The 20,132-nt window shown below is 63.1% G+C and carries 21 protein-coding genes and 1 pseudogene; 14 read left to right on the top strand and 8 right to left on the bottom strand.

What is annotated here, in order from left to right:
• Positions 1-134 precede the first annotated feature (134 nt).
• Both O6R08_RS01625 and O6R08_RS01620 read left to right on the top strand, forming a co-directional pair.
• A complete protein-coding gene (locus O6R08_RS01625) occupies positions 135-1,316 on the top strand; it encodes a sensor histidine kinase (protein WP_271418453.1) in 1,182 nt (393 codons plus the stop codon).
• On the top strand, positions 1,313-1,993 hold the full coding sequence (locus tag O6R08_RS01620; protein WP_271418452.1) for a response regulator transcription factor: 681 nt from the start codon (positions 1,313-1,315) through the stop codon (positions 1,991-1,993). Before O6R08_RS01625 ends, O6R08_RS01620 begins: the two co-directional genes overlap by 4 nt.
• Positions 1,994-2,095: 102 nt before the next feature.
• On the opposite strand, the pseudogene O6R08_RS01615 reads toward O6R08_RS01620, so the two are convergent.
• A pseudogene (locus tag O6R08_RS01615) lies at positions 2,096-2,684 on the bottom strand (hypothetical protein).
• A 134-nt stretch (positions 2,685-2,818) separates the two neighbouring features.
• Between O6R08_RS01615 and O6R08_RS01610 the strand changes: the two are divergent.
• Entirely contained in the window at positions 2,819-3,304 is a 486-nt protein-coding gene (locus O6R08_RS01610) for a CarD family transcriptional regulator (protein ID WP_271418450.1), read from the top strand.
• Between the two features lie 83 nt (positions 3,305-3,387).
• On the opposite strand, the gene O6R08_RS01605 is transcribed toward O6R08_RS01610, so the two are convergent.
• The gene (locus O6R08_RS01605) at positions 3,388-3,681 is read right to left on the bottom strand and encodes a PTS sugar transporter subunit IIB (RefSeq protein WP_271418449.1); all 294 of its coding nucleotides are present in this window, start codon (positions 3,679-3,681) and stop codon (positions 3,388-3,390) included.
• 195 nt (positions 3,682-3,876) lie between these two features.
• Here O6R08_RS01605 and O6R08_RS01600 point away from each other — a divergent pair, with 195 nt between their 5' ends.
• A complete protein-coding gene (locus O6R08_RS01600; RefSeq protein ID WP_271418448.1) occupies positions 3,877-4,272 on the top strand; it encodes a PTS glucitol/sorbitol transporter subunit IIA in 396 nt (131 codons plus the stop codon).
• Here O6R08_RS01600 and ispF read toward each other — a convergent pair.
• Both ispF and ispD read right to left on the bottom strand, forming a co-directional pair.
• On the bottom strand, positions 4,217-4,732 hold the full coding sequence (gene ispF / locus O6R08_RS01595; RefSeq protein ID WP_271418447.1) for a 2-C-methyl-D-erythritol 2,4-cyclodiphosphate synthase: 516 nt from the start codon (positions 4,730-4,732) through the stop codon (positions 4,217-4,219). The two genes, O6R08_RS01600 and ispF, sit on opposite strands and share 56 nt — an antisense overlap.
• Positions 4,732-5,535, bottom strand: coding sequence for a 2-C-methyl-D-erythritol 4-phosphate cytidylyltransferase (ispD, locus tag O6R08_RS01590; RefSeq protein WP_271418446.1), 804 nt, complete (start codon positions 5,533-5,535; stop codon positions 4,732-4,734). Before ispD ends, ispF begins: the two co-directional genes overlap by 1 nt.
• A gap of 96 nt (positions 5,536-5,631) precedes the next feature.
• Here ispD and O6R08_RS01585 point away from each other — a divergent pair, with 96 nt between their 5' ends.
• From O6R08_RS01585 to O6R08_RS01575, 3 genes are all read left to right on the top strand, one after another.
• Positions 5,632-5,898, top strand: coding sequence for an HPr family phosphocarrier protein (locus O6R08_RS01585; RefSeq protein ID WP_271418445.1), 267 nt, complete (start codon positions 5,632-5,634; stop codon positions 5,896-5,898).
• Between the two features lie 5 nt (positions 5,899-5,903).
• Positions 5,904-7,577, top strand: a complete 1,674-nt coding sequence (gene ptsP, locus O6R08_RS01580) for a phosphoenolpyruvate--protein phosphotransferase (RefSeq protein WP_271418444.1) — start codon at positions 5,904-5,906, stop codon at positions 7,575-7,577.
• A gap of 95 nt (positions 7,578-7,672) precedes the next feature.
• The gene (locus O6R08_RS01575; RefSeq protein WP_271418443.1) at positions 7,673-8,410 is read left to right on the top strand and encodes an SDR family NAD(P)-dependent oxidoreductase; all 738 of its coding nucleotides are present in this window, start codon (positions 7,673-7,675) and stop codon (positions 8,408-8,410) included.
• Positions 8,411-8,430: 20 nt separating this feature from the next.
• Here the strand turns inward: O6R08_RS01575 and O6R08_RS01570 are convergent, their stop codons facing one another.
• The 3 genes from O6R08_RS01570 to O6R08_RS01560 are packed head-to-tail and all read right to left on the bottom strand — an operon-like array spanning position 8,431 to position 11,304.
• Positions 8,431-9,816 carry a sugar transferase gene (locus tag O6R08_RS01570; protein ID WP_271418442.1) on the bottom strand — a complete coding sequence of 462 codons (1,386 nt, stop codon included), beginning with the start codon at positions 9,814-9,816 and terminating at the stop codon, positions 8,431-8,433.
• Positions 9,817-9,857: 41 nt separating this feature from the next.
• Positions 9,858-10,802: a CAF17-like 4Fe-4S cluster assembly/insertion protein YgfZ gene (gene ygfZ / locus O6R08_RS01565; protein WP_271418441.1), complete on the bottom strand. Its 945-nt coding sequence runs from the start codon at positions 10,800-10,802 to the stop codon at positions 9,858-9,860.
• Position 10,803: 1 nt separating this feature from the next.
• Complete coding sequence (locus tag O6R08_RS01560) at positions 10,804-11,304, bottom strand: nitrobindin family protein (protein ID WP_271418440.1); 501 nt, start codon at positions 11,302-11,304, stop codon at positions 10,804-10,806.
• Between the two features lie 193 nt (positions 11,305-11,497).
• Here O6R08_RS01560 and dtd point away from each other — a divergent pair, with 193 nt between their 5' ends.
• Positions 11,498-11,935 (top strand): D-aminoacyl-tRNA deacylase, encoded by a 438-nt coding sequence (gene dtd / locus O6R08_RS01555; RefSeq protein ID WP_271418439.1) that lies wholly within the window; start codon positions 11,498-11,500, stop codon positions 11,933-11,935.
• 9 nt (positions 11,936-11,944) lie between these two features.
• Here the strand turns inward: dtd and O6R08_RS01550 are convergent, their stop codons facing one another.
• Positions 11,945-12,814, bottom strand: coding sequence for an NADase-type glycan-binding domain-containing protein (locus O6R08_RS01550; protein ID WP_271419159.1), 870 nt, complete (start codon positions 12,812-12,814; stop codon positions 11,945-11,947).
• A 110-nt stretch (positions 12,815-12,924) separates the two neighbouring features.
• Between O6R08_RS01550 and O6R08_RS01545 the strand changes: the two genes are divergently transcribed.
• From O6R08_RS01545 to pstA, 6 genes are all read left to right on the top strand, one after another.
• Positions 12,925-13,569, top strand: coding sequence for a winged helix-turn-helix transcriptional regulator (locus tag O6R08_RS01545; RefSeq protein WP_271418438.1), 645 nt, complete (start codon positions 12,925-12,927; stop codon positions 13,567-13,569).
• 116 nt (positions 13,570-13,685) lie between these two features.
• Positions 13,686-15,791 (top strand): RNA degradosome polyphosphate kinase, encoded by a 2,106-nt coding sequence (locus O6R08_RS01540; protein WP_271418437.1) that lies wholly within the window; start codon positions 13,686-13,688, stop codon positions 15,789-15,791.
• 6 nt (positions 15,792-15,797) lie between these two features.
• Positions 15,798-16,739: an NUDIX hydrolase gene (locus O6R08_RS01535; protein WP_271418436.1), complete on the top strand. Its 942-nt coding sequence runs from the start codon at positions 15,798-15,800 to the stop codon at positions 16,737-16,739.
• 172 nt (positions 16,740-16,911) lie between these two features.
• Positions 16,912-18,093, top strand: a complete 1,182-nt coding sequence (pstS, locus tag O6R08_RS01530) for a phosphate ABC transporter substrate-binding protein PstS (RefSeq protein ID WP_271418435.1) — start codon at positions 16,912-16,914, stop codon at positions 18,091-18,093.
• Between the two features lie 105 nt (positions 18,094-18,198).
• The gene (pstC, locus tag O6R08_RS01525; RefSeq protein ID WP_271418434.1) at positions 18,199-19,203 is read left to right on the top strand and encodes a phosphate ABC transporter permease subunit PstC; all 1,005 of its coding nucleotides are present in this window, start codon (positions 18,199-18,201) and stop codon (positions 19,201-19,203) included.
• Positions 19,200-20,132, top strand: a complete 933-nt coding sequence (gene pstA / locus O6R08_RS01520; RefSeq protein ID WP_271418433.1) for a phosphate ABC transporter permease PstA — start codon at positions 19,200-19,202, stop codon at positions 20,130-20,132. Before pstC ends, pstA begins: the two co-directional genes overlap by 4 nt.

Here is a 20,132-nt window from a genome sequence, read left to right as displayed (position 1 = left end):
CCACAAGCCTATCCACCCTGTCCATCGCGACATTTCCCCCGCGTGGACCTGTCGTGAACCTTGGGTGAACGACCAGTAACGTCGATGCCCCTTCATGACACGCGGGTGACAACGATGACGGCCTGCCCTCTATTATGCGAACCGTGAGCATGATTCTGGCCGCGATCATTGGTGCCGTTGTCGGCGCCGGGCTGACGGCCCTCATCACCCGCGCGGTGCAATCATCTCGTCACCCCGTCGACACCCTTGCCACTGACATTGCAGCCCTTGATGTCGATCCAACCCTGGCCCGGGCTCTCGACCTGGCCACTGAAGCCGCCGTCATCGTCGGCCCCCATGACGAAGTGCTCCACACCACGGTGGGTGCACGGTCGATGGAACTCGTGCGCGGCTCACGTATCGCCGACGAGGCCCTCCTCAATGCCGTCCGCACCGCCCGACGAGAGGACCGCGACATCGTCGACTCGATGGAGTTGAAGCGGGCGTCCACCGGTGCCAACCTCATCCTCACCGTGCGCGTCGGACCTCTTGACAGCCGTGGCAACACGATCATCTCTGCGACGGACAACTCACGACACATCAGGCTTGCCGAGACCCGTAGGGACTTCGTCGCCAACGTCTCCCATGAATTGAAGACCCCCATCGGCGCCGTCTCCATCCTCGCCGAGGCCATCGAAGGCGCCGCCGATGACCCAGAAGCCGTCCGACACTTCTCGCAGCGGTTGACCGCCGAGTCTGCACGGCTGTCCTCCCTCGTGACGCAGATCATCGACCTGTCCCGATTGCAGGCCGACGAGCCCCTGCTGCGCGCCGAGCCGGTGTCCGTCGCTGACATCATCGACGAGGCCGTCTCTCGCCATCGGGAGCTTGCGACCACCCGCGAGGTCTCCTTGGTAGCCCGGTGTGACGACGATCTGTGGGTTCTCGGAGACCAGAGTCAGCTCACCGAGGCCGTCGCCAACCTCGTCCAGAACGCCATCGTGTACTCCGAGCCGAAGGCACGAGTGGCAGTCTCGGCGAAGCGATTCCGCGACGTCGACACCGACGTCATCGAGATCGCGGTAGCCGACAACGGAATCGGCATCAGCGAGGCCGACCAGGAACGCATCTTCGAACGGTTCTACCGGGTTGACTACTCCCGGTCTCGGGACAATGGTGGAACGGGTCTGGGGTTGTCGCTGGTCAAGCACACCTGCCAGGCGCACGGAGGGTCGGTCAACGTGTGGAGCAAGCTGGGCCAAGGATCCACATTCACCCTTCGGCTTCCCACCCTTGACGCAGACCACTACAACGAATCCGATCAGGAGGAGTCATGACCCGCGTACTCATCATCGAGGACGAGGAGTCCTATCGCGAGGCGACCGCCTTCATGCTCAGCAAGGAGGGATTCGAGGTCGACACCGCAGCCAACGGCTCCGACGGGCTGGAGAACTACGACCGCAATGGAGCAGACATTGTTCTGCTCGACCTCATGATGCCGGGAATGCCGGGAACCGAGGTCTGCCGCCAACTGCGCCAGCGTGGCAATGTCGGAATCATCATGGTGACGGCCAGGGATTCCGAGATCGACAAGGTCGTCGGCCTCGAGTTAGGAGCTGACGACTACGTCACCAAGCCATTCAGTCACCGTGAGCTGGTGGCACGCATCCGTGCCGTGACCCGTCGAGGTGGCCCCGAGATCGAGACCTCCCCCGACGTCCTCGAGGAGAACGGGGTGCGAATGGACGTCGAGCGCCATGAGGTCAGCGTCGACGGCAAGACCGTCCGCCTGGCCCTCAAGGAGTTCGACCTGCTCGAGGTGTTGCTGCGCAATGCCGGACGGGTCATGACCAGAACATCCCTCATCGACCGCGTCTGGGGAGTCGACTACGTCGGTGACACCAAGACCCTCGACGTCCACGTCAAGAGATTGCGCGCGAAGATCGAGGAGGACCCTTCGCATCCGGTCCGGATCATCACTGTGCGGGGCCTGGGCTACAAGTTCCAGGCCTGACACGCTGTCCACGACATGACGATTCGGCCCCCGGTGTTGACCGGGGGCCGAATTGCGTGGCCAGAAGACTCGTCAGTCAAAAAACCGCCGGTCGAAAACTCGTCAGGACTGAGCCGACGGGGACTGAGAGGGAGCGTACTTCTCGAAATCCGGGTGGCTGGACGGCACGACGGGTGCATCCAGGGTGATGGGCGCAGAGTTGGCGAACGTGATCGTCACCTTGGCCAACAAACCATCCGACAGCCCCTCGACGGGAGCCTCGAGATCGGTCTCGGTGAGGTTCACCGCGGTCCGAGCCGGAAGATCGACGTCGACCGGGGTCACGGTGAAGGGCTTTCCGGACAGGGAATTGTTCGGTGACAGCGGCTGACCAGCGATGCCGACGACCTTGTCGTTCTTGTTGGACACGACGGCGGCGGAGACACGAGCCTGACCGTCACCATTGATGAGCACCAGGTTCTGCACCTTGACGGTGTCGGACTCGCCGCTGACACCGGCCGCAGGGGTGTAACTGGTGAGGACCTTGGGATCAGCGCCACACGCCGTCAAACCAAGAACCGCCACGGCAGCGAGGGCAGCAGTCGTCCGGAGACGATAGATCATCGTGGAATCTCCTCTTCCGGGATGCATGATCGCTGCTGAGTTTAGCTGAAGTGGCGCCGCCTGGGGCGCCCCTGACCAATCGAGACACTTGACGACACCCTGGCCCCTGGCGTGGCCGGCGTGGCGGTGAACCACGACGCCCTTTCAAATGCCCCCGTGAAATAATCATTGGCTTCGATGAATATTATGTGATATAATTAACGATTGAAAGGGGCAGCACACATGACTTTCAACGTTGGTGAAACCGTTGTCTACCCGAATCACGGCGCTGCTGTGATCGAGGACATCGAGACTCGCACTATTAAAGGCGAGGAAAAGCTCTACCTCGTTCTGAGAATTCTTGGACAGAACGATTTGGTTGTACGAGTTCCAGCCAGCAATCTTGATCTTGTCGGGGTCCGCGACGTCGTCGACGACGAGGGACTCAAGAACGTTTTCGAGGTTCTCCGTAAGACCAATGTCGAGGAGCCCTCCAACTGGTCTCGTCGTTACAAGGCCAACCTCGAGAAGCTCCACTCCGGCAACGTCCTCAAGGTCGCCGAGGTTGTTCGTGACCTGTGGCGCCGCGAGCGCGACCGCGGTCTGTCGGCTGGCGAGAAGCGGATGCTCTCGAAGGCCCGCCAGATCCTCGTCTCCGAACTCGCCCTCGCCAAGAAGGTGGAGGACGACAAGGCTGAGGAAATGCTCGACGAGGTTCTCGCATCCTGAGTTCACCTTGATACATGACACGGGGGTTCACCGCATGCGGTGAACCCCCGTTTCTCACATCCTGCGGTGTCGTCGCAGGATTGTCATGACTTCAGCGCATCTGCGATCTCGTCAGCCAGCCGACCTTCGTCAACACCGGTCAGGAATGCAACACCGCGGAACATCTTGACGTTCTCATTGGGCTGCTTCACTGCCGTCGTCGAGACGATCGCGTCAGGATTGAACTCCTCGACGACCCGCGGCACCTCCGCCACACGGCAATGTTGCATCGTGGCGTTGACGCCACGCTCACGCAGCAGCCGCTGAATCTTGTTGGCGACTTGCACCGATGTCGCGATACCGGTACCACAGCAAACGAGAATCTTCTTCTCGATCATGGTGACCACCCCTTCTCTGGGAAACCTCGTTGCCCCCGGATGTGGTCCACCAAGGGGTTCTTCCACGATGGTAAACACATCCCGTCCCCGGCCTTCGACGGGGGTGGGTCCCCCGGCGATCGCAGGCTCTCGAGAGGCTGGCAGGGATGGTACCGTGCCGTCGAAGGCACAGCGTCCATCTCAAGGGGGTCCGCCATGGCGACTACGTCCGGCACACTGTGGAATGCCGTCGTGCTGCGCTCCGGCAAGGAAACTCAGGACATGCTGGACACTGGCGTCATCGTCCTGTTCGGGGAGCCGGTACCCGACGCCCTGTCCGACATCTGCGTGGTCCACAACCGGGACGGGCGTTCCCCCATGTCGCCCAAGCGCCAGATCGTTCCCGGCGACGTCCTCAATCTTGCCGGCACCCGCTACACCATCGATGAGGTCGGCGAGGTCGCCACGTCAAATCTCGGTGACCTCGGCCACGTCGTGTTGTACTTCAACTCCCCCGACCAGTCGCTGCTCGCCGGAGCCATCAAGGTGTCTGGCCCTAAACCGCAGGTGCCCGATCAGGGAGCGATCCTGGCAATCGAGCCTGCCGAGTGACGAGGGCTGTCGCTATCGCCGCTACTCCTTCACCGCGGCCGGTAAATCCAAGGTGATCGGTCGTCGTCGCGGACACTGACACCGGGGCTCCCACCGTTGCCGTCAGCACCGCTTGTGCCTCAGCCCGCCGGGCTGCCATGCGCGGACGCTGCCCCACGATCTGCACCGCGACGTTCTGAATCGTCCATCCGTCGGCGGTGACGAGTTCAACGACATGGCCCAGCAGGGCCACTCCGGCAGCTCCGGCCCACTGTGGGTCCGAGGTTCCGAAGACAGCGCCAACATCTCCCAGCCCGGTGGCCGACAGCAAGGCATCACACATCGCGTGGCAAGCGACGTCACCGTCGGAGTGGCCAGCCAGGCCAACTGTCTCGTCAGGAAAGTGCAGGCCAGCCATGTACATCGGCACACCCTCACACAGCTGATGGACGTCGGTCCCGATACCGGTCCGAATATCCATCAGTCCTTGCCCCCCTTACTCAGCTTGTCGACGACGTTGCTCGGGGAGACGGCCCGCAACATCCGCCCGACTCGGCGGCCGGAGTGGTGACCGGCCCCGGCCGCAGCCTTGGCCAAGACCTCGGCGATGTCGAGATCGATCGGTTCGGTGATCTTGAGCGCCATTCGGGAGCCCTCCACCAAGGTGGCGTGATGGCCATAACGCTCACAACACGAAATGTCATCGGTGACCGTTCCACCATCGCGCAGCAACTGGTCATGGCATTGCGTGATGACGGCACGATCAAATCCCTGCGGGGTCTGGACTGCGCGGAGAGTAGAACGGTCGATGACGCGCGACCCCTCACCGTCAATCTGGCGGATGGTGTCGGTGACCTCGATGACTGGGGTCACTGCGACGGCACCGGCCTCAACGGCAGCAATGACGTCCTCGACGATGTAGGCCGGCACCAACGGTCGGACGGCGTCGTGAATGAGAACGGTGGTGGCCTGGCTGAGACGCTCATCCTCAGCGATGTATCGCAGCCCACGGCGCACCGAATCCTGACGAGTGTCCCCTCCCGTCACGAAATGAACCGGAATGGGAGATGCCGCCAGGGCCAGTTGCAAATGGTTGTGCATACCTTCCTTCATCACCACGACGGCCTCATCGCAACCGCCTGCGGCCAGGGATTCCACCGCGACCGCGACAACGGCTTTTCCAGTCAGTGAGGTGATCTGCTTCGGAACGGGTCCACCGAACCGTGTCCCCAGACCGGCTGCAACAACAACCGCGACGACAGGCAAGCTGTGCTCATCAACCATGATCTGCACTCTATCGGCACCGACCCACCAGTTCGCGTTTTCCTGTCGTCGGCTATCGTCGACCCTGACATTTTCACCCCACCAAGGAGGCACACCATGCCGAGTCGTACCACCACGATTGCAGCCGAGAGCGGCCTGCACGCCCGTCCCGCCGCCATGTTCGTCCAGGCCGCTTCGAAGTCCGGCCTGGCCGTCACGATCGGCCGACCTGGCGAGAAGCCGGTCGATGCTCGCTCGATCCTGTCCGTGATGGGTCTGGGAGCCAAGCACGGCGAGACCGTCGAGCTGACCGCCGAGGGCGACAATGCCGATGAGGTGCTCGACGCCCTCGTCGCCAACCTGCAGACGGACCCGGAGGCCTGATACCTATGCGGACCCTCTCGGGGCTCGGGGTATCGGCCGGAGTGGGACAGGCACATGCCCTTCTCGTCTCCCCCGCCCCCGGACTGCCCGCCTCCGATCCCAGCCAGGGCACCGAGGCCGACATGGCCCGGATCGAGTCGGCGCTGAACAAGGTCGCCGATCGACTCGACGAGCGCTCCCTCCACGCCGATCCGTCGGCACTGGCCGTGCTGCAGGCCACCGCGATGATGGCCCGCGACCCGGGACTGCTCACCAGCATCCAGTCCCACCTGGCTGACGGCCACGGACCTGCCCATGCTCTGTGGGCGGCCTTCGACGACTTCTGCGCCCAGTTGAGTGCTGCTGGCGGTTACCTCGCTGAGCGAGTCACCGATCTGCGCAACGTCCGCGACCGCGCCGTTGCGGTCATGCAAGGTCTGCCTGAGCCTGGCGTTCCGGCCTTCGACTCGCCCGTGATCCTTGTCGCTGAGGACCTGGCCCCGGCCGACACCGCGACTCTCAATCCCGAGCTGGTCCGCGGCCTCATCACCGCTGCTGGCGGACCGACGAGCCACACCGCGATCCTTGCCTCCCAGATCGGTATCCCGGCTGTGGTCCGATGCAGCGAGGCCCGCGACATCGAGGACGGCACACCGCTGGCCCTCGACGGTGTCACCGGAACGGTTCTCGTCGAGCCTGATGAGGCCGCCGTTGGCGAGCTCACCGAGCGCGCCAATCGTCGCGCCGAGGTGCTGGCCTCGGCTCCTGAGGGCGACGCCACGCTGTCTGATGGACAGCGCATCCTGGTCCTGGCCAACATCGGCAACCCTTCCGACGCCCCTACTGCGAGGAAGAAGGGGGCCGAGGGAGTCGGCCTGTTCCGCACCGAGTTCCTCTTCCTGGATCGCCAGGACGCCCCGAGCGTCGAGGAGCAGACGGAGGCCTACGCCACCGTGCTCAAGACCTTCGACGAGACAGCCAAAGTGGTCTTCCGCACCCTCGACGCCGGCGCCGACAAGCCACTGGCCTTCGCCGACCTCGGCCCGGAGGAGAATCCGGCTCTGGGACGACGCGGACTGCGCCTGTCCCAGGTGCGCACCGACCTCATTGACGCCCAGCTCGAGGCCCTTGCCAAGGCCGCCGAGCAGACCGGTCGTGACCCCTACGTCATGGCTCCGATGGTCGCCACGAAGGCTGAGGCCGAGTGGTTCTCCTCGCGTGCCCGCGCCGCCGGGATCAAGACGGTGGGCATCATGGTCGAGGTGCCCTCGACGGCCCTGCGTTCAGCCCAGGTACTGGAGCCGGTGGACTTCGCATCCATCGGCACCAACGACCTCACCCAGTACACGATGGCTGCCGACCGCCTGCAGGGCGAGCTGGCTGAGCTGTTGACGCCGTGGCAGCCTGCCGTCATCGAGTTGGTCAAGACCACCTGCGACGGCGCCGGGGAACGTCTCATCGGAGTGTGCGGCGAGGCTGCCGGCGATCCTCTGCTGGCCTTGGTCCTCGTCGGCGTCGGGGTGCGTTCGCTGTCGATGGCTGCCGGCAAGATCACCGCCGTCAAGGCCGCCCTGTCTCGACACAGCCTGGATCAGTGCCGTCAGATCGCTCAGGCCGCGCTGGCCTGCTCCAGCCCTGAAGAAGCCCGCAAGGCTGCTCTGGATCTGGCAGACCCGAGCGTCGAGGTCCTCGTCAGCTGACATTACCCGTTTCGTGAAAGCCCCCTACCCCGACGGATCCTGTCCCGAAGGATAGGGGGTTTTCGCACGCTCATGACCTGCAGCACAATGGGGCCATGGCAAAGACTGCAATCGTCACAGGAGCGAGTTCGGGAATCGGCGCTGCCACGGCACGCGCCCTGGCCAAGGACGGCTGGCGTGTCATCTGTGCGGCTCGCCGCTCTGAGCGCATCGAGTCCCTCGCCGCCCAGATCGGCGGACGCGCAGTGGTCTGCGATGTCACCAGCGACGAGTCGGTCGCCAACCTTGTCGAGACCGTTGACGGCACGCTTGACCTTCTCGTCAACAATGCCGGCGGGGCCGTCGGTCAGGAGCCGGTCAGCGAGGCCGACCTCGACGCGTGGACGACGATGTACCAGACCAACGTGCTCGGCATGGGACGAGTCACGAAGGCCCTCCTGCCGGCTCTTGAGGCCGCGGAAGGAACCATCGTCACGATCACCTCCACCGCCGCCGAATGGGGCTACGAGGGCGGCGCCGGATACTGTGCGGCGAAGTCCGGTGAGCGCGCCATCGTCGAGGCCCTGCGCCTGGAGCTGTGTGGGCATCCGGTGCGAGTGTGCGAGGTGAGCCCCGGCATGGTCCACACCGAGGAGTTCTCCCTCGTCCGTTTCCACGGCGACCAGGCCAAGGCCGACAAGGTGTACCACGGCGTCGACTCTCCCCTGGTGGCCGAGGACGTTGCCGAGTGCGTGCGGTGGATTTCCGGGCTTCCCGCCCATGTCAACATCGACCGCATGATTGTTCGACCCCGTGCCCAGGCGGCCCAGTACAAGGTCGCCCGCCAGTCGTGAGGTAGCGGGTTGCCCACCCGTCAGTCCAACTGCTGAACCTCGGGGGGCAACTCGATGTTCTCATCCGGCTCAGCCGTCTCGTCGACCCCTCGTGAGGACACCTTGTCGAAGAGGATCTTGATCGTCTGGATCATGATCTTGACGTCGAGGATGAGCGAGTACTGCTTGATGTAGATGAGGTCGAAGTTGAGCTTGGCGGCAAAGTCAGAGGCGTACTTGCCGTAGACCTGTGCGTAGCCCGTGATGCCGGCACGCACGTTGTGACGCAGCTTGTAGTGGGCGTTCTGCTCCTGAAACTGATCGACGAAGAAGGGGCGCTCCGGGCGTGGCCCCACGATCGACATATCACCGATGAGCACGTTGATGAGCTGGGGGATCTCGTCGATACGCAAGCTCCGCAAATATTTGCCGACCGGGGTGACGCGCGGGTCATTGGAGGTCGCCAGCATCGGCCCGGATTCCTTCTCGGCTGTCACTCCCATGGAGCGGAACTTGAGGATCTTGAACTCCTTGCCGTCCTTGGTGATACGGGTCTGACGGTAGAACACCGGGCCGGGAGAGCTGGCCTTCACCAGGATCGCGGTGATGAGCATGATGGGCGAGAGGAGAACCAGGGCTATCAGGGACAGCACGATGTCAAAGAACCTCTTGACGATGTCCATTTCCGCCGGAATGCTGAATGGGCTGGCAGCAATGATCGTCTCGTCCTCAATCGACATGATTGTCGGATTGATGAGCATCATGTGCTCAAACGAGGTCGACATGAAGATCTCTTTGTCCTCACTCAGCAGCAGGTCATAAATAGCGACTCGCTCCGGTGCCGGAAGATCGTCAGAGACATGGGCTGTGTCGAATTCGTCAATATGGGCGCGAATCTGCTCCAGGTAGTGACCATGGACCACATGGGTGAGGCGATGACGGGTTGCCTTGTTGGCCATGTAATTCATGACGGCGCGGTTGAGGGTCTCCGGGGGGCCGAGCAGCATCACTCGTTTGGCCCCTCGCAAGCGGCGATAGGCAACAAACTCAATGCTGCGCCAGATGAACAGCAGAACTATGCCAACCAGCAGGTTGATGAGGAGGACTGAGCGCGGGAAGGCAAACCAGCGACCAAAGAAGGTCAGCGCCATGATGACGATCGTCACCATGACCTGGTCGACGACCGTGATAATCCCAATGTCCAGGAGTGTCTTGTTGTACAAAACGTAGACACCCGACAACACATTGATAATGAGGAACGCGATCACCGACGCCATGAGCGCGGCTTTTCCGTCGTCCAGGTTTCGCTGCGGGATGACCATCCCAAAACGCATCCAGAATGACAGGAAAATTCCAGCCACGAAGACGACGACGTCAATAACGACCGTCACCAATTTCTGCGTGCGGTTGAAATAATCCTTCTTCACGTATTTTCCTCCTCGGCCCTGCTGACGACAGGAGCACAGGCTCACACTACCGGGCGAACATGCAAGCCAACCTCTGGGTCGACGAGCGGTTCCTGACCAGCAGCAATCCCGTCAACCTCCAAGTCCAGGTTGACGTCGACACCACGACGCACCAGGGCAAGGCCAATCGGGCCGTCGACATGATGTGTAGCAGACGATCCCATGATGCCGACACGACGTCCACCAGCGCGGACCTCGGAGCCGACAACCGGAAGCTCAGTCCGGGAACCGTCAAGCTGTAGCAATGTCAGTCGACGTGGCGGTCGGCCCAGGTTGTACACCCGGGCCACGGTCTCTTGACCTCGGTAACACCCCTTGTCTAGGTGGGTTCCGTACAGGCCGATCTCGTTGGGGATGGTGCGATCGTCGGTGTCGATGCCGATACGAGGAATCCCAGCGGCGATACGCAGCGCCTCCCACGCCAGCACACCGACCTGTCCAGTGTCCACCGGCTCAGCGGCGTCGGCGGAGACGATGACCTCATGCCCGCCGGCCACCTGGGAGTCGACAACAATGGCATTTGTCGGCGTCGCAACCTTTGACCCGAGCCAGCGAACGGTCATGTCTGGTCGCGATGCCACCTCGACCCGCATCATGAAGCGCATCGAATCCAGCCAGGCAACCAAGTCCGCTCCCCTGCCGGGCTCGGTCCAGCCCCAGAAGGTCTGCCCGTCGTCGACTGCGTGCATGACGTGCTCGACGTGCCCAGTCGGTGAGAGCACCAGGCTCGTCGTCGTACGTCCGGCCTCCAGACCGTCGAGGTATTGGGAGGTCAGGGAATGCAACCACGACAGCCGGTCAGCGCCGGTCACCGTGAAGACCTCACGGTTGGACAACTCCAACCACCCGCCGCCGTCCATCATGAGCCGCTGCTCGGCCAGGGGATTGGCCACATGAGAGACCAGACCGGCGTCAGGCCCGTCGACCAGCAGCACTGGATCGGCCATCTCAAGCCCTCTTGAGGCGAGCCCACATGTAAGGCTGCAACGGGGCCTGGGTGGTCGCACGATCGAAGGTCCACAGCAGGTCACCCTCAACCTGGCCGTAGAGACGTTGACCACCGGTGTAGGGCACGAGGGCGTCCTCGGTACGGGCGACGGCATCCGTCACGAGTTCAATCTTGGCTCCATCGATATTTCCGGTCCAGACTTCCGCCCAACCTTCCGGAGCAGCCATGAGGACGTCAATCTTGCGGGTCTCGACGTTGGGACGCCAGAACCCGGTCTCCATACGCAGTGGCGCAGCCGGCGTGCCGTCAGGGTTCATGGTGAAGGTTTGGCAGATGTAGTGCAGGTAGTCCCCGCCGTTGTCGGTGAAGTCGACCTGGCACCCGAAGCTGAACTCACCGTCCTCGGGGGTATTACCGTGTCCTTCTCCTTCCCAGTGGCCAATCATCCAGGCCAGGGGCATGAGATCACGATTCAGGTTGTCAGGAATGTGGAAGGGCATGAGTCCTCGTGTCGAGTAGGAGTTTCGTCAAGTACTGAGAGGGCGGGTTCAGCCGCGCCAGGCTGAGATGAGAACCCGCGTCACAGCAACGAGCGGCAACACGGCGCCTATCACGGCGACGGTCACCAGAACCACGAGATCAGCCACAGCCACACCCTGATTCTACGAGATTGGCTGCGTAGACTCGATTTCCGTGCGAGTCGTCATTCAACGAGCAAGCAGTGCGCAGGTCGCCATCGACGGCCAGACGGTCGGAGCTCTGGGTAGCCCGGGGCTCGTCGTGCTGGTGGGGGTGACCGGCACGGACACCGCTGCCGACGCCGAGAAACTCGCCGAGAAGATCTGGGGTCTGCGCATCCTTGACGACGAGAAGTCCGCCAGCGACATCGATGCCCCGATCCTCGTCGTCAGCCAGTTCACCCTGTATGCCAGCACTCGAAAGGGTCGCCGCCCGTCGTGGAGCGCGGCCGCCCCCGGACCGGTCTCCCAGCCTCTGGTCGACCACTTCGTGTCTCACCTGCGCGGACTGGGAGCGCACGTGGAGACCGGTGTTTTCGGCGCCGACATGAAGGTCAGCCTGGTCAATGACGGACCGATGACGATCCTCATCGACACCGACGATTGGCGCTGATCCCGCCCGTCAGTCTTCCTCGTAGACCTGGATGGTCGAGATGAGGACGGCGTCGCGAGTTGGCTCCCCGAGCAGCCCGTGCTCAGTCGTGGCAACAATGGTCACCGTGATGTCTCCGCGGACGGCATGGGGGGAGATCATGACCTTCTGAATCGACTCGTCGTCATCGGTGAAGTCCTGGTTGAACCACGTGCCGTCTGGCAGCGTCCAACGCACTGTCCGCACTCGCCGGTACTGGGGATAGAGATCGACGTCGCCATAGACTTTGGCGTAGCCGTTGATCATTCCCACTCCGACAATCCGGGACGACTGCGGCAGGGTGAGGGTGATCTGTTGACCTTCCCCGGATCCGTTGCACCTCCAGGCGGTATCGGGTTTGTCATCGACCAAGAGCCTGGGGTCGTAATGCACGACATGGTGCTCAGAGTCGACGGCCGGGTCTGCAACGCACGAGGCTGTCGCCTTGAGACCGCGAATCGGCTTGCCCGGCCCGTGGTAGGGCATCGCAGCCGAGACACTCGAGGCAGGTGAGGCGGGGGGCACAGCCGCGTTCACGGCACCGGTGTCATCGCGGGACCCGGTGATGAAGGTGCCAAGTACCAGACCGACGACGAGGGCTGCCGCCACCATCAGTATCCACACGGGGAATCGGTGACGTCGGGCAACAGCGATCACACCGGGTTCGCGAGCATGTCCGACGACGACGCTAGGCCCGGTGTCATCGTTGACGACGCGAATCGATCCGCTTGTCGTGGTGAGGGGATTGTCCGGCCGATCAGCGCGCCGAGGGGTTGAATCTGACGACTCGGACTCGTCTGCATGGCGAGGCTCATCGGGTCCGGGCTCCTCCTCGTCCGGACGGAACCACTCGTCAGGCATCCTCGTCACTTCAGCCATGATAGTGCTGGCATCATGAGACGGCCCAGATGACCGTAGGATGATGGGGCGCGTCACGGCTGTGGTATTTCGACGACATGGAGGGCATCCGGATGGCACGACTGTCCTTGCTGGGCCCCGTGGACGCCCCGCTTCCCCAGGCCCTCGAGCTGCTTCCTCACACCATCACCCGCTACGAGGGTCTGCAGGAATGTCTGTCTCACCTCGACGGGGCCGACGTCGTCCTGGTCGACTGCCGTGACGAACCTGCCAAGGCTCGGGAGGCGTGCCTACAGCTGTCATGTCTGGACAGACGAGTCCCGGTCCTGGTGCTGGCTGGCCAGGAGACGCTGTCGGTCATCAGTCCGGACTGGGGCCACGATGATTTCCTCTGTGACTCGGCCACCCCGCTCGAGGCGGAGACCCGGCTGCGATGTCTGTTCACCGCCCAGGTGGCCAATGAGCTTGTCGCGGGGCCATTCACCGTTGACGAAGATGGTTACACCGCCACCGTCGGGGGCAAGGACCTTGACCTCACCTACACCGAGTTCGAGCTGTTGAAGTACCTCGTCGCTCACCCCGGTCGAGTGCTCAGTCGCGGCATCCTGCTGACAGATGTGTGGGGATACGACTACTACGGCGGCAGCCGAACCGTTGACGTCCACATCCGTCGCCTGCGAGCCAAGGTTGGCCCGGAGTATGAGGGACACATCCAGACGGTGAGATCGGTCGGCTACCGGTTGCAGGCAGAACGCTGAGTTCGTTCACATTCTGCGAGCTGACGTCGAGTTAGGCCCATTGTGGACACCTGTCGTCCGATAGATTGTCTCCTGCTACGCCCACCATGACGCGGGCGGACTGAAGGAGTGTGTCCATGGCCAAGAAGTCCAACCCCGGGGTCCCCCCGAGCTCCCCCGACGAGCTGCCGGAGGATCGCTACAGTGATCGGGAGCTGTCGTGGCTCGCCTTCAATGAGCGGGTGCTGGATCTTGCCCGGGATGCCGAGCGTATTCCGCTGTTGGAACGGGCGAAATTCCTGGCCATCTTCTCGTCCAACCTCGACGAGTTCTTCATGGTGCGCGTCGCTGGCCTCAAGCGCCGTATCGACGCCGGGGTCGCCGTCCCATCGGTTGCCGGTCTGCTGCCACGCGAGCTTCATGACGCGATCCTCGCCCGGACCCATGACCTCGTCGCCGAGCAGTCCCGCGTCTTCGCCGAGGAGGTCCGCCCCGGCCTGGCCGCCGAAGGCATTGAGATTCTGCGCTGGTCGGAGTTGACCGACGACGAAAAGGGCCGGATGCGCACCCTCTTCTCGGAGCGGATCTTCCCCATCCTCACCCCGTTGGCCGTCGACCCCTCACACCCCTTCCCCTATATTCGCGGCCTGTCGATCAACCTGGCCGTCATGCTGGCCAACCCCATCACCGGCGCCGAACAATTCGCCCGGGTCAAGGTGCCGTCGGTGCTGCCACGTCTGGTCAACCTCGGCCACGGACGATTCCTCCCCCTGGAGGAGATCATCAGCAGACACCTGGACCAACTGTTCACCGGCATGCATGTGCTGCAGCACACCACCTTCCGCGTCACCCGAAACGAGGATCTCGAGGTCGAGGAGGACGACGCGGAGAACCTGCTCTTCGCGTTGGAGAAGGAATTGCTGCGCCGCAATGTGGGACGCCCCCCGGTGCGCCTTGAGGTGCAGGACGACATCACCGAAGAGATGCTCACCCTGCTCACCCGTGAGCTCGACATCAAGGACAAGGAGGTCTTCCACCTTCCTGCTCCTCTGGACCTCACGGGTCTGTTCTCCCTGGCTGACGTCGACCGTGACGACCTGTCCTACCCGAACTTCCTGCCCATCACCCACCCGCACCTGGCCGAGGTCGAGACGGCTCGTCCGGCAGACATGTTTGCGGCCATTCGTCGTCGTGACGTCCTGGTGCACCACCCGTACGATTCCTTCGCCACCAGTGTGCAGAGGTTCGTCGAGCAGGCGGCCCACGATCCCCAGGTGTTGGCAATCAAGCAGACTCTGTACCGGACCTCTGGCGACTCCCCCATCATCGACGCCCTCGTTGACGCCGCTGAGGCAGGCAAGCAGGTGTTGGCCGTCGTGGAGATCAAGGCCAGATTCGACGAGCAGGCCAATATCGCCTGGGCACGGGTGCTGGAACGCGCCGGAGTCCACGTCGTCTACGGCATGGTCGGACTCAAGACCCACTGCAAGCTGGCCCTGGCCATCCGTGACGAGGGCGAGGGGCTGCGTCGCTACGCCCACATCGGCACTGGCAACTACAACCCCAAGACCGCTCGTCAGTACGAGGACATGGGACTGCTGACGTCCAATCCGATCATCACCGAGGACGTCGCACGGCTGTTCAACCACCTGTCCGGGATGACCGCCGAGAAGCAGTACCGCCGCCTGCTCGTGGCCCCCGAGGGTATTCGCACCGGCATCGTCGACGCCATCGAGCACGAGATCGAGAACAAGAAGGCTGGTCTGCCGGCCGGTGTGAAGATCAAGGTCAACTCGATCGTCGACGAGCGCGTCATTGACGCCCTCTACCGAGCCTCTCGAGCCGGGGTTCCGGTGGACCTGTGGGTGCGCGGCATCTGCGCGATCCGCCCCGGGGTGCCCGGTCTGAGTGAGAACATCCGAGTCATCTCGGTGTTGGGACGATTCCTCGAGCACTCTCGCATCTTCTGGTTCGCCAATGGCGGTCGTCCGCTGGTCGCCATCGGATCGGCCGACCTCATGCACCGCAACCTCGACCGACGTGTGGAGGCCCTAGTCGGGCTGTCGAACAAGCACCACGTGGCCGAGGTCGAGGAGATGTTCGAGATGGCCTTCGATCCGGGGACCGTGTCCTGGCATCTGCACGACCGCACCTGGACCGAGGTCTCCCGCGGCCCTGACGGCAAAGTCCTGACCGGCCTTCAGGAGGAACTCATCCGACGGACCCGCGACAGGAGGCGATGAACCGAGATGGGAGGACACCACGGCCCCATCCAGGCCGCTGGCGCCGTCGTGCTGCGCACCATTGATGGCACCGAGGGCGCCCGCGAGGTGCTCGTCATCCATCGCCCCAGCTATGACGATCTCTCCTTGCCCAAGGGAAAGGTCGAGCGGGGAGAGGACCTCCCCATCACCGCCGTGCGCGAGGTGGCTGAGGAAACCGGAATCGCCATTCGATTGTCGATGCCCCTGCAGCCCACCGAATACACCGTCACGTACACCACCGCCAGCGGCAAGCCGAAGTCGCGCGCAAAGGTGGTGTCATGGTGGCTGGGAGTCGTCGTCGGCGGATCAATCGACGAGGCGACCGCCAGCCCAGAAGAAATTGACGGTGCGTTGTGGATGCCCACGCAACAGGCTCTGAAGCAGCTCAGCTATGCCACTGACGTCCAGGTCCTTGAGGAGGCTCTCGCCCTACCGACGACGTCGACCGTCGTCCTGGTACGTCACGGCAAGGCCGTCTCGCGCAAGGAATGGAGTTCTCAGAAAACCAGGGACGCCGATCGTCCCCTGGAAAAGCGGGGTCGTCGTCAGGCCAAGGCCTTGATTGCCCTACTTGGCGCATATGGGGTATCTCGCCTTGCCAGCTCGCCATCTGCGCGGTGCATGCAGACCTTCGAACCGTATGCCAAGAGTATCGGGGCCGACATCGCCGCGATGGACGCACTCAGCGAAGAGGCTCACGACGCCGATCCCGCAGGGACGGTGTCCGCCATGAGGACAATCGCCCATCGTGCCATGTCGGACCTCTCACGGCCTATCGCGGTGTGCGGTCACAGGCCTGTCCTGCCAACCATGCGGCAGGCTCTCGGCGGGGCGAATCACCCAATGTCAACTGCGGAATGTCTCGTCGTTCACCTGGATGAGGCGGGCCACGCCATCCGCGAAGAGTGGTACGCCTCACAGTACTGACAGCAGCGTGGACATTCGGGCCGTCTGGGCGCGGTTCTTCAATCAGGATGCCGCCGGTATTCACCTTCCGTTAACCTTCACGCGGTTCTTGAGACATTTTCGAGCCCTAGCGTCATCCCTGTACCAAGGACCGCACCGGCGGCTCCAGGAGATCACTCGAAAAGGATGTGCCGTGACGAACCGTCTCGCCAAGATCACTGCTCTGGCTGCTATTAGCGCCATCTCCCTCACCGCTTGTGGCGCCGACGGCGACAAGGAGGCCAGCCCCTCCCCCTCGTCGTCCGAGGCCACTTCGGCCGCTGCTTCCGACGCTTCTTCGGCGACCAGCGAGGCCTCTGAGTCCAGCGACTCCGCAGCTGACGCCGCTTCGTTCAAGCCGGCCTGCCCCGGTGGCAGCATCTCCGGCGCTGGCTCCTCGGCTCAGCTCAACGCCATCAACCAGGTCATCTCTGACTACAAGGCTGCCTGCTCCTCGGCCACCATCAACTACTCCCCCACCGGCTCCGGCGCTGGTGTGAAGTCCTTCATCGGCAAGCAGACCGACTGGGCTGGTTCCGACTCCGTCCTCAACAAGGACAAGGGCGAGCCCGACAAGGCCAAGCAGCGCTGCAACGCTGAGCCGTGGCACATGCCGATGGCTGCCGGCCCGATCGCCGTCGTCTACAACGTTGAGGGCGTCAAGGACCTGACCCTCTCGACCCCGACCCTCGCCAAGATCTTCTCCGGCGCCATCAAGAAGTGGGACGACGAGGCCATCAAGAAGGAGAACCCCTCCGCCAAGCTGCCGTCCGCTCAGATCGAGGTCTTCTACCGCAAGGACGAGTCGGGCACCACCGACAACTTCACCCAGTTCCTCAACAAGGCTGCTGGCGACATCTGGACCGAGAAGCACTCCAAGACCTGGAAGGGTGCTGGCAAGGGTGCTGACAAGTCGGCTGGTATCGCCCAGGCCGTCAAGGACACCAAGAACTCGATCTCTTACGACGAGTGGTCCTACGCCACCAAGAACAACCTCGACATGGCTGCCATCGACAACGGCAACGGTCCGGTCAAGCTGACCGGTGAGTCCGCTGGTAAGGCTGTCTCTGCCGCCAAGGTTGTGGGCCAGGGCAACGACCTGCAGCTCGAGCTGCAGTACAAGGACACCCCGGCTGGCGTGTACCCCGCCGTCCTCGTGACCTACGAGATCGCTTGCTCGAAGGGCGAGGATGCCGGTAAGACTGCCCTCCTGAAGGACTTCCTCTCCTTCTACGCCTCCGAGCAGGAGCAGAAGAAGATCCAGGACGCTGGTTACGCTCCGCTGCCTTCGGACGTCGCTTCCAAGGTTCTGGCCTCTGCTCAGGCCCTCTCCTGATCAACTTCGCCCGGGTCATCTGATCCCGGTACTCTGGGGCGGGAGGACGCACACGTCCTCCCGCCCCACCTACGACAACAACCATGAACGCGACGAAGGAAGCCCATGGCTGAAACCACATCGACGGCGCAGCGGAAACCAACAGCCGCGTCCCGTATGAAGCCGGTGTCCAGAGTCGGGGACAGGATTTTCGCCGGCACCTCGTCGGTCATCGCCATTGCGCTGGCCATCATCGTCATCCTGATGTTCATCTTCCTCATCAAGACGGCGGCACCGACCCTGTCGGCAAACACCGACAACTTCTTCACCTCTCGCGCCTGGACGACCGACCAGAATCCACCGGCCTTCGGTATTCAGGCCCTGCTGTGGACGACGGTCATCTCGTCCCTGCTTGCCCTACTCATCGCGGTTCCTCTCTCCGTGGGCATCGCCCTCTTCATCACCCAACTGGCACCCAAGAAGCTCGCCAGCCCCGTCGCGTTCGTCGTCGACCTGCTGGCCGCTGTGCCCTCGATCGTCTTCGGTCTGTGGGGCGGTATCGTCTTCGGATCCTCAAGCATCGTCAACGGCTTGCGTACCGCCATCATCTCGGTGCTCGGTTGGATCCCGATCTTCGCTGAGGACGAGTCCTGGTCCTCCGCCACCGGCACGGTCTACCTCGCCAGCCTCGTTCTGGCCATCATGATTCTGCCGATCATCACCGCCGTCAGCCGCGATGTCATGGCTCAGACCCCGCACGACCAGGTTGAGGCTGCGCTGGCTCTGGGATCGACGCGCTGGGAAGTCATCAAGCTCGCGGTGCTCCCCCACTCCCGCTCCGGAATCATCTCGGGAGCCATGCTCGGTCTGGGACGTGCTCTGGGCGAGACACTGGCCGTCACCCTGATCTTGCAGACGATCAGCCCCATGGCTCTCAAACAGAAGCTCAATCTGTCGATCTTCGTCGGCGGCGAGACCTTCGCCTCGAAGATCGCCGGTAACTTCTCCGAGGCCATCAGCGATCCCACCTCGCTGGGCGCCTTGGTGGCGTCGGCCCTGGCCCTGTTCGTCATTACCTTCGTGGTCAACGCGGCTGCCCGCATGATCGCGGCGAAGGGAGTCAAGCGATGAGCGCCACCACCCCCGAACACATTCCTGCACACGCCGAGAACGCTCCGGAGGCCGGCAAGCTGGACCTCTCCCGTCCGTCCGGCAAACGGACCACGAAGAGCGGTTGCGCCTCGGTCTTCATGATCGTCGCCACCTTGCTGGCCGTCATCCCGCTGGTCTGGCTGCTATTCGCGGCCATCCGACGCGGTATTGGGTCACTGTTCCATGCCTCGTGGTGGAGCCACTCGATGGACCCGTCCTGGGAACTCGTCGAGCAGGGAGCCATCCACGCCATCGTCGGAACCATCGAGATCGGTCTCATCACCTCGATCATCTCCGTGCCGATCGCTCTGCTGACCGCCATCTTCTTGGTCGAGTACGCGCGAGGCACGAAAATCGCCAAAGTCGTCAGCTTTGCCGTCGACGTGTTGACCGGTGTGCCCTCGATCGTTGCCGCCCTGTTCATCTTCGCCGTGGTCGTCACCACTCTCGGCGGGACCCAGTCGGCCTGGGCCGCATCCTTGGCCCTCATGATCCTCATGGTGCCGACGGTGCTGCGATCCACCGAGGAGATGCTCAAGCTGGTGCCAGACTCACTGCGCGAAGCCTCCTTCGCCCTGGGAGTCTCCAAGTGGAAGACGATCGTGAGGGTCGTCCTGCCTACCTCGATGACCGGCATTCTCACCGGTATCGTGCTCGGCCTGGCCCGAGTCATGGGTGAGACGGCACCGCTGATCGTGTTGTTGCAGTTCAACACCGAGTTGACCTTCAACCCGTCGACCCCGAACTTCGCGACCTTGCCGACCGTCATCACGAACGCCTACATCCAGGGCGGCGTGGACACCCCGATGGTCTGGGGCGCTGCGATCACCCTCATCATCCTTGTCATGGGACTCAACCTCATTGCCCGTGGCGTCTCCCGCCGCTACATGCGTCGCATGGGCAAGTGA

The sequence above is a fragment of the Cutibacterium equinum genome, assembly GCF_028021195.1.
GTDB classification, from domain to species: domain Bacteria; phylum Actinomycetota; class Actinomycetes; order Propionibacteriales; family Propionibacteriaceae; genus Cutibacterium; species Cutibacterium equinum.
The sequence above is the reverse complement of the archived record's forward strand: the minus strand, read 5'-3'. Positions and strand labels throughout refer to the sequence as shown.

Bases quoted from the DNA above. Each gene is read 5' to 3' on its own strand.
- O6R08_RS01625 (WP_271418453.1), top strand. From the start codon at position 135: ATGCGAACCGTGAGCATGATTCTGGCCGCGATCATTGGTGCCGTTGTC.
- O6R08_RS01620 (WP_271418452.1), top strand. From the start codon at position 1,313: ATGACCCGCGTACTCATCATCGAGGACGAGGAGTCCTATCGCGAGGCG.
- O6R08_RS01610 (WP_271418450.1), top strand. From the start codon at position 2,819: ATGACTTTCAACGTTGGTGAAACCGTTGTCTACCCGAATCACGGCGCT.
- O6R08_RS01605 (WP_271418449.1), bottom strand. From the start codon at position 3,681: ATGATCGAGAAGAAGATTCTCGTTTGCTGTGGTACCGGTATCGCGACA.
- O6R08_RS01600 (WP_271418448.1), top strand. From the start codon at position 3,877: ATGGCGACTACGTCCGGCACACTGTGGAATGCCGTCGTGCTGCGCTCC.
- ispF (WP_271418447.1), bottom strand. From the start codon at position 4,732: ATGGATATTCGGACCGGTATCGGGACCGACGTCCATCAGCTGTGTGAG.
- ispD (WP_271418446.1), bottom strand. From the start codon at position 5,535: ATGGTTGATGAGCACAGCTTGCCTGTCGTCGCGGTTGTTGTTGCAGCC.
- O6R08_RS01585 (WP_271418445.1), top strand. From the start codon at position 5,632: ATGCCGAGTCGTACCACCACGATTGCAGCCGAGAGCGGCCTGCACGCC.
- ptsP (WP_271418444.1), top strand. From the start codon at position 5,904: ATGCGGACCCTCTCGGGGCTCGGGGTATCGGCCGGAGTGGGACAGGCA.
- O6R08_RS01575 (WP_271418443.1), top strand. From the start codon at position 7,673: ATGGCAAAGACTGCAATCGTCACAGGAGCGAGTTCGGGAATCGGCGCT.
- ygfZ (WP_271418441.1), bottom strand. From the start codon at position 10,802: ATGGCCGATCCAGTGCTGCTGGTCGACGGGCCTGACGCCGGTCTGGTC.
- O6R08_RS01560 (WP_271418440.1), bottom strand. From the start codon at position 11,304: ATGCCCTTCCACATTCCTGACAACCTGAATCGTGATCTCATGCCCCTG.
- O6R08_RS01550 (WP_271419159.1), bottom strand. From the start codon at position 12,814: ATGCCTGACGAGTGGTTCCGTCCGGACGAGGAGGAGCCCGGACCCGAT.
- O6R08_RS01545 (WP_271418438.1), top strand. From the start codon at position 12,925: ATGGCACGACTGTCCTTGCTGGGCCCCGTGGACGCCCCGCTTCCCCAG.
- O6R08_RS01540 (WP_271418437.1), top strand. From the start codon at position 13,686: ATGGCCAAGAAGTCCAACCCCGGGGTCCCCCCGAGCTCCCCCGACGAG.
- O6R08_RS01535 (WP_271418436.1), top strand. From the start codon at position 15,798: ATGGGAGGACACCACGGCCCCATCCAGGCCGCTGGCGCCGTCGTGCTG.
- pstC (WP_271418434.1), top strand. From the start codon at position 18,199: ATGGCTGAAACCACATCGACGGCGCAGCGGAAACCAACAGCCGCGTCC.
- pstA (WP_271418433.1), top strand. From the start codon at position 19,200: ATGAGCGCCACCACCCCCGAACACATTCCTGCACACGCCGAGAACGCT.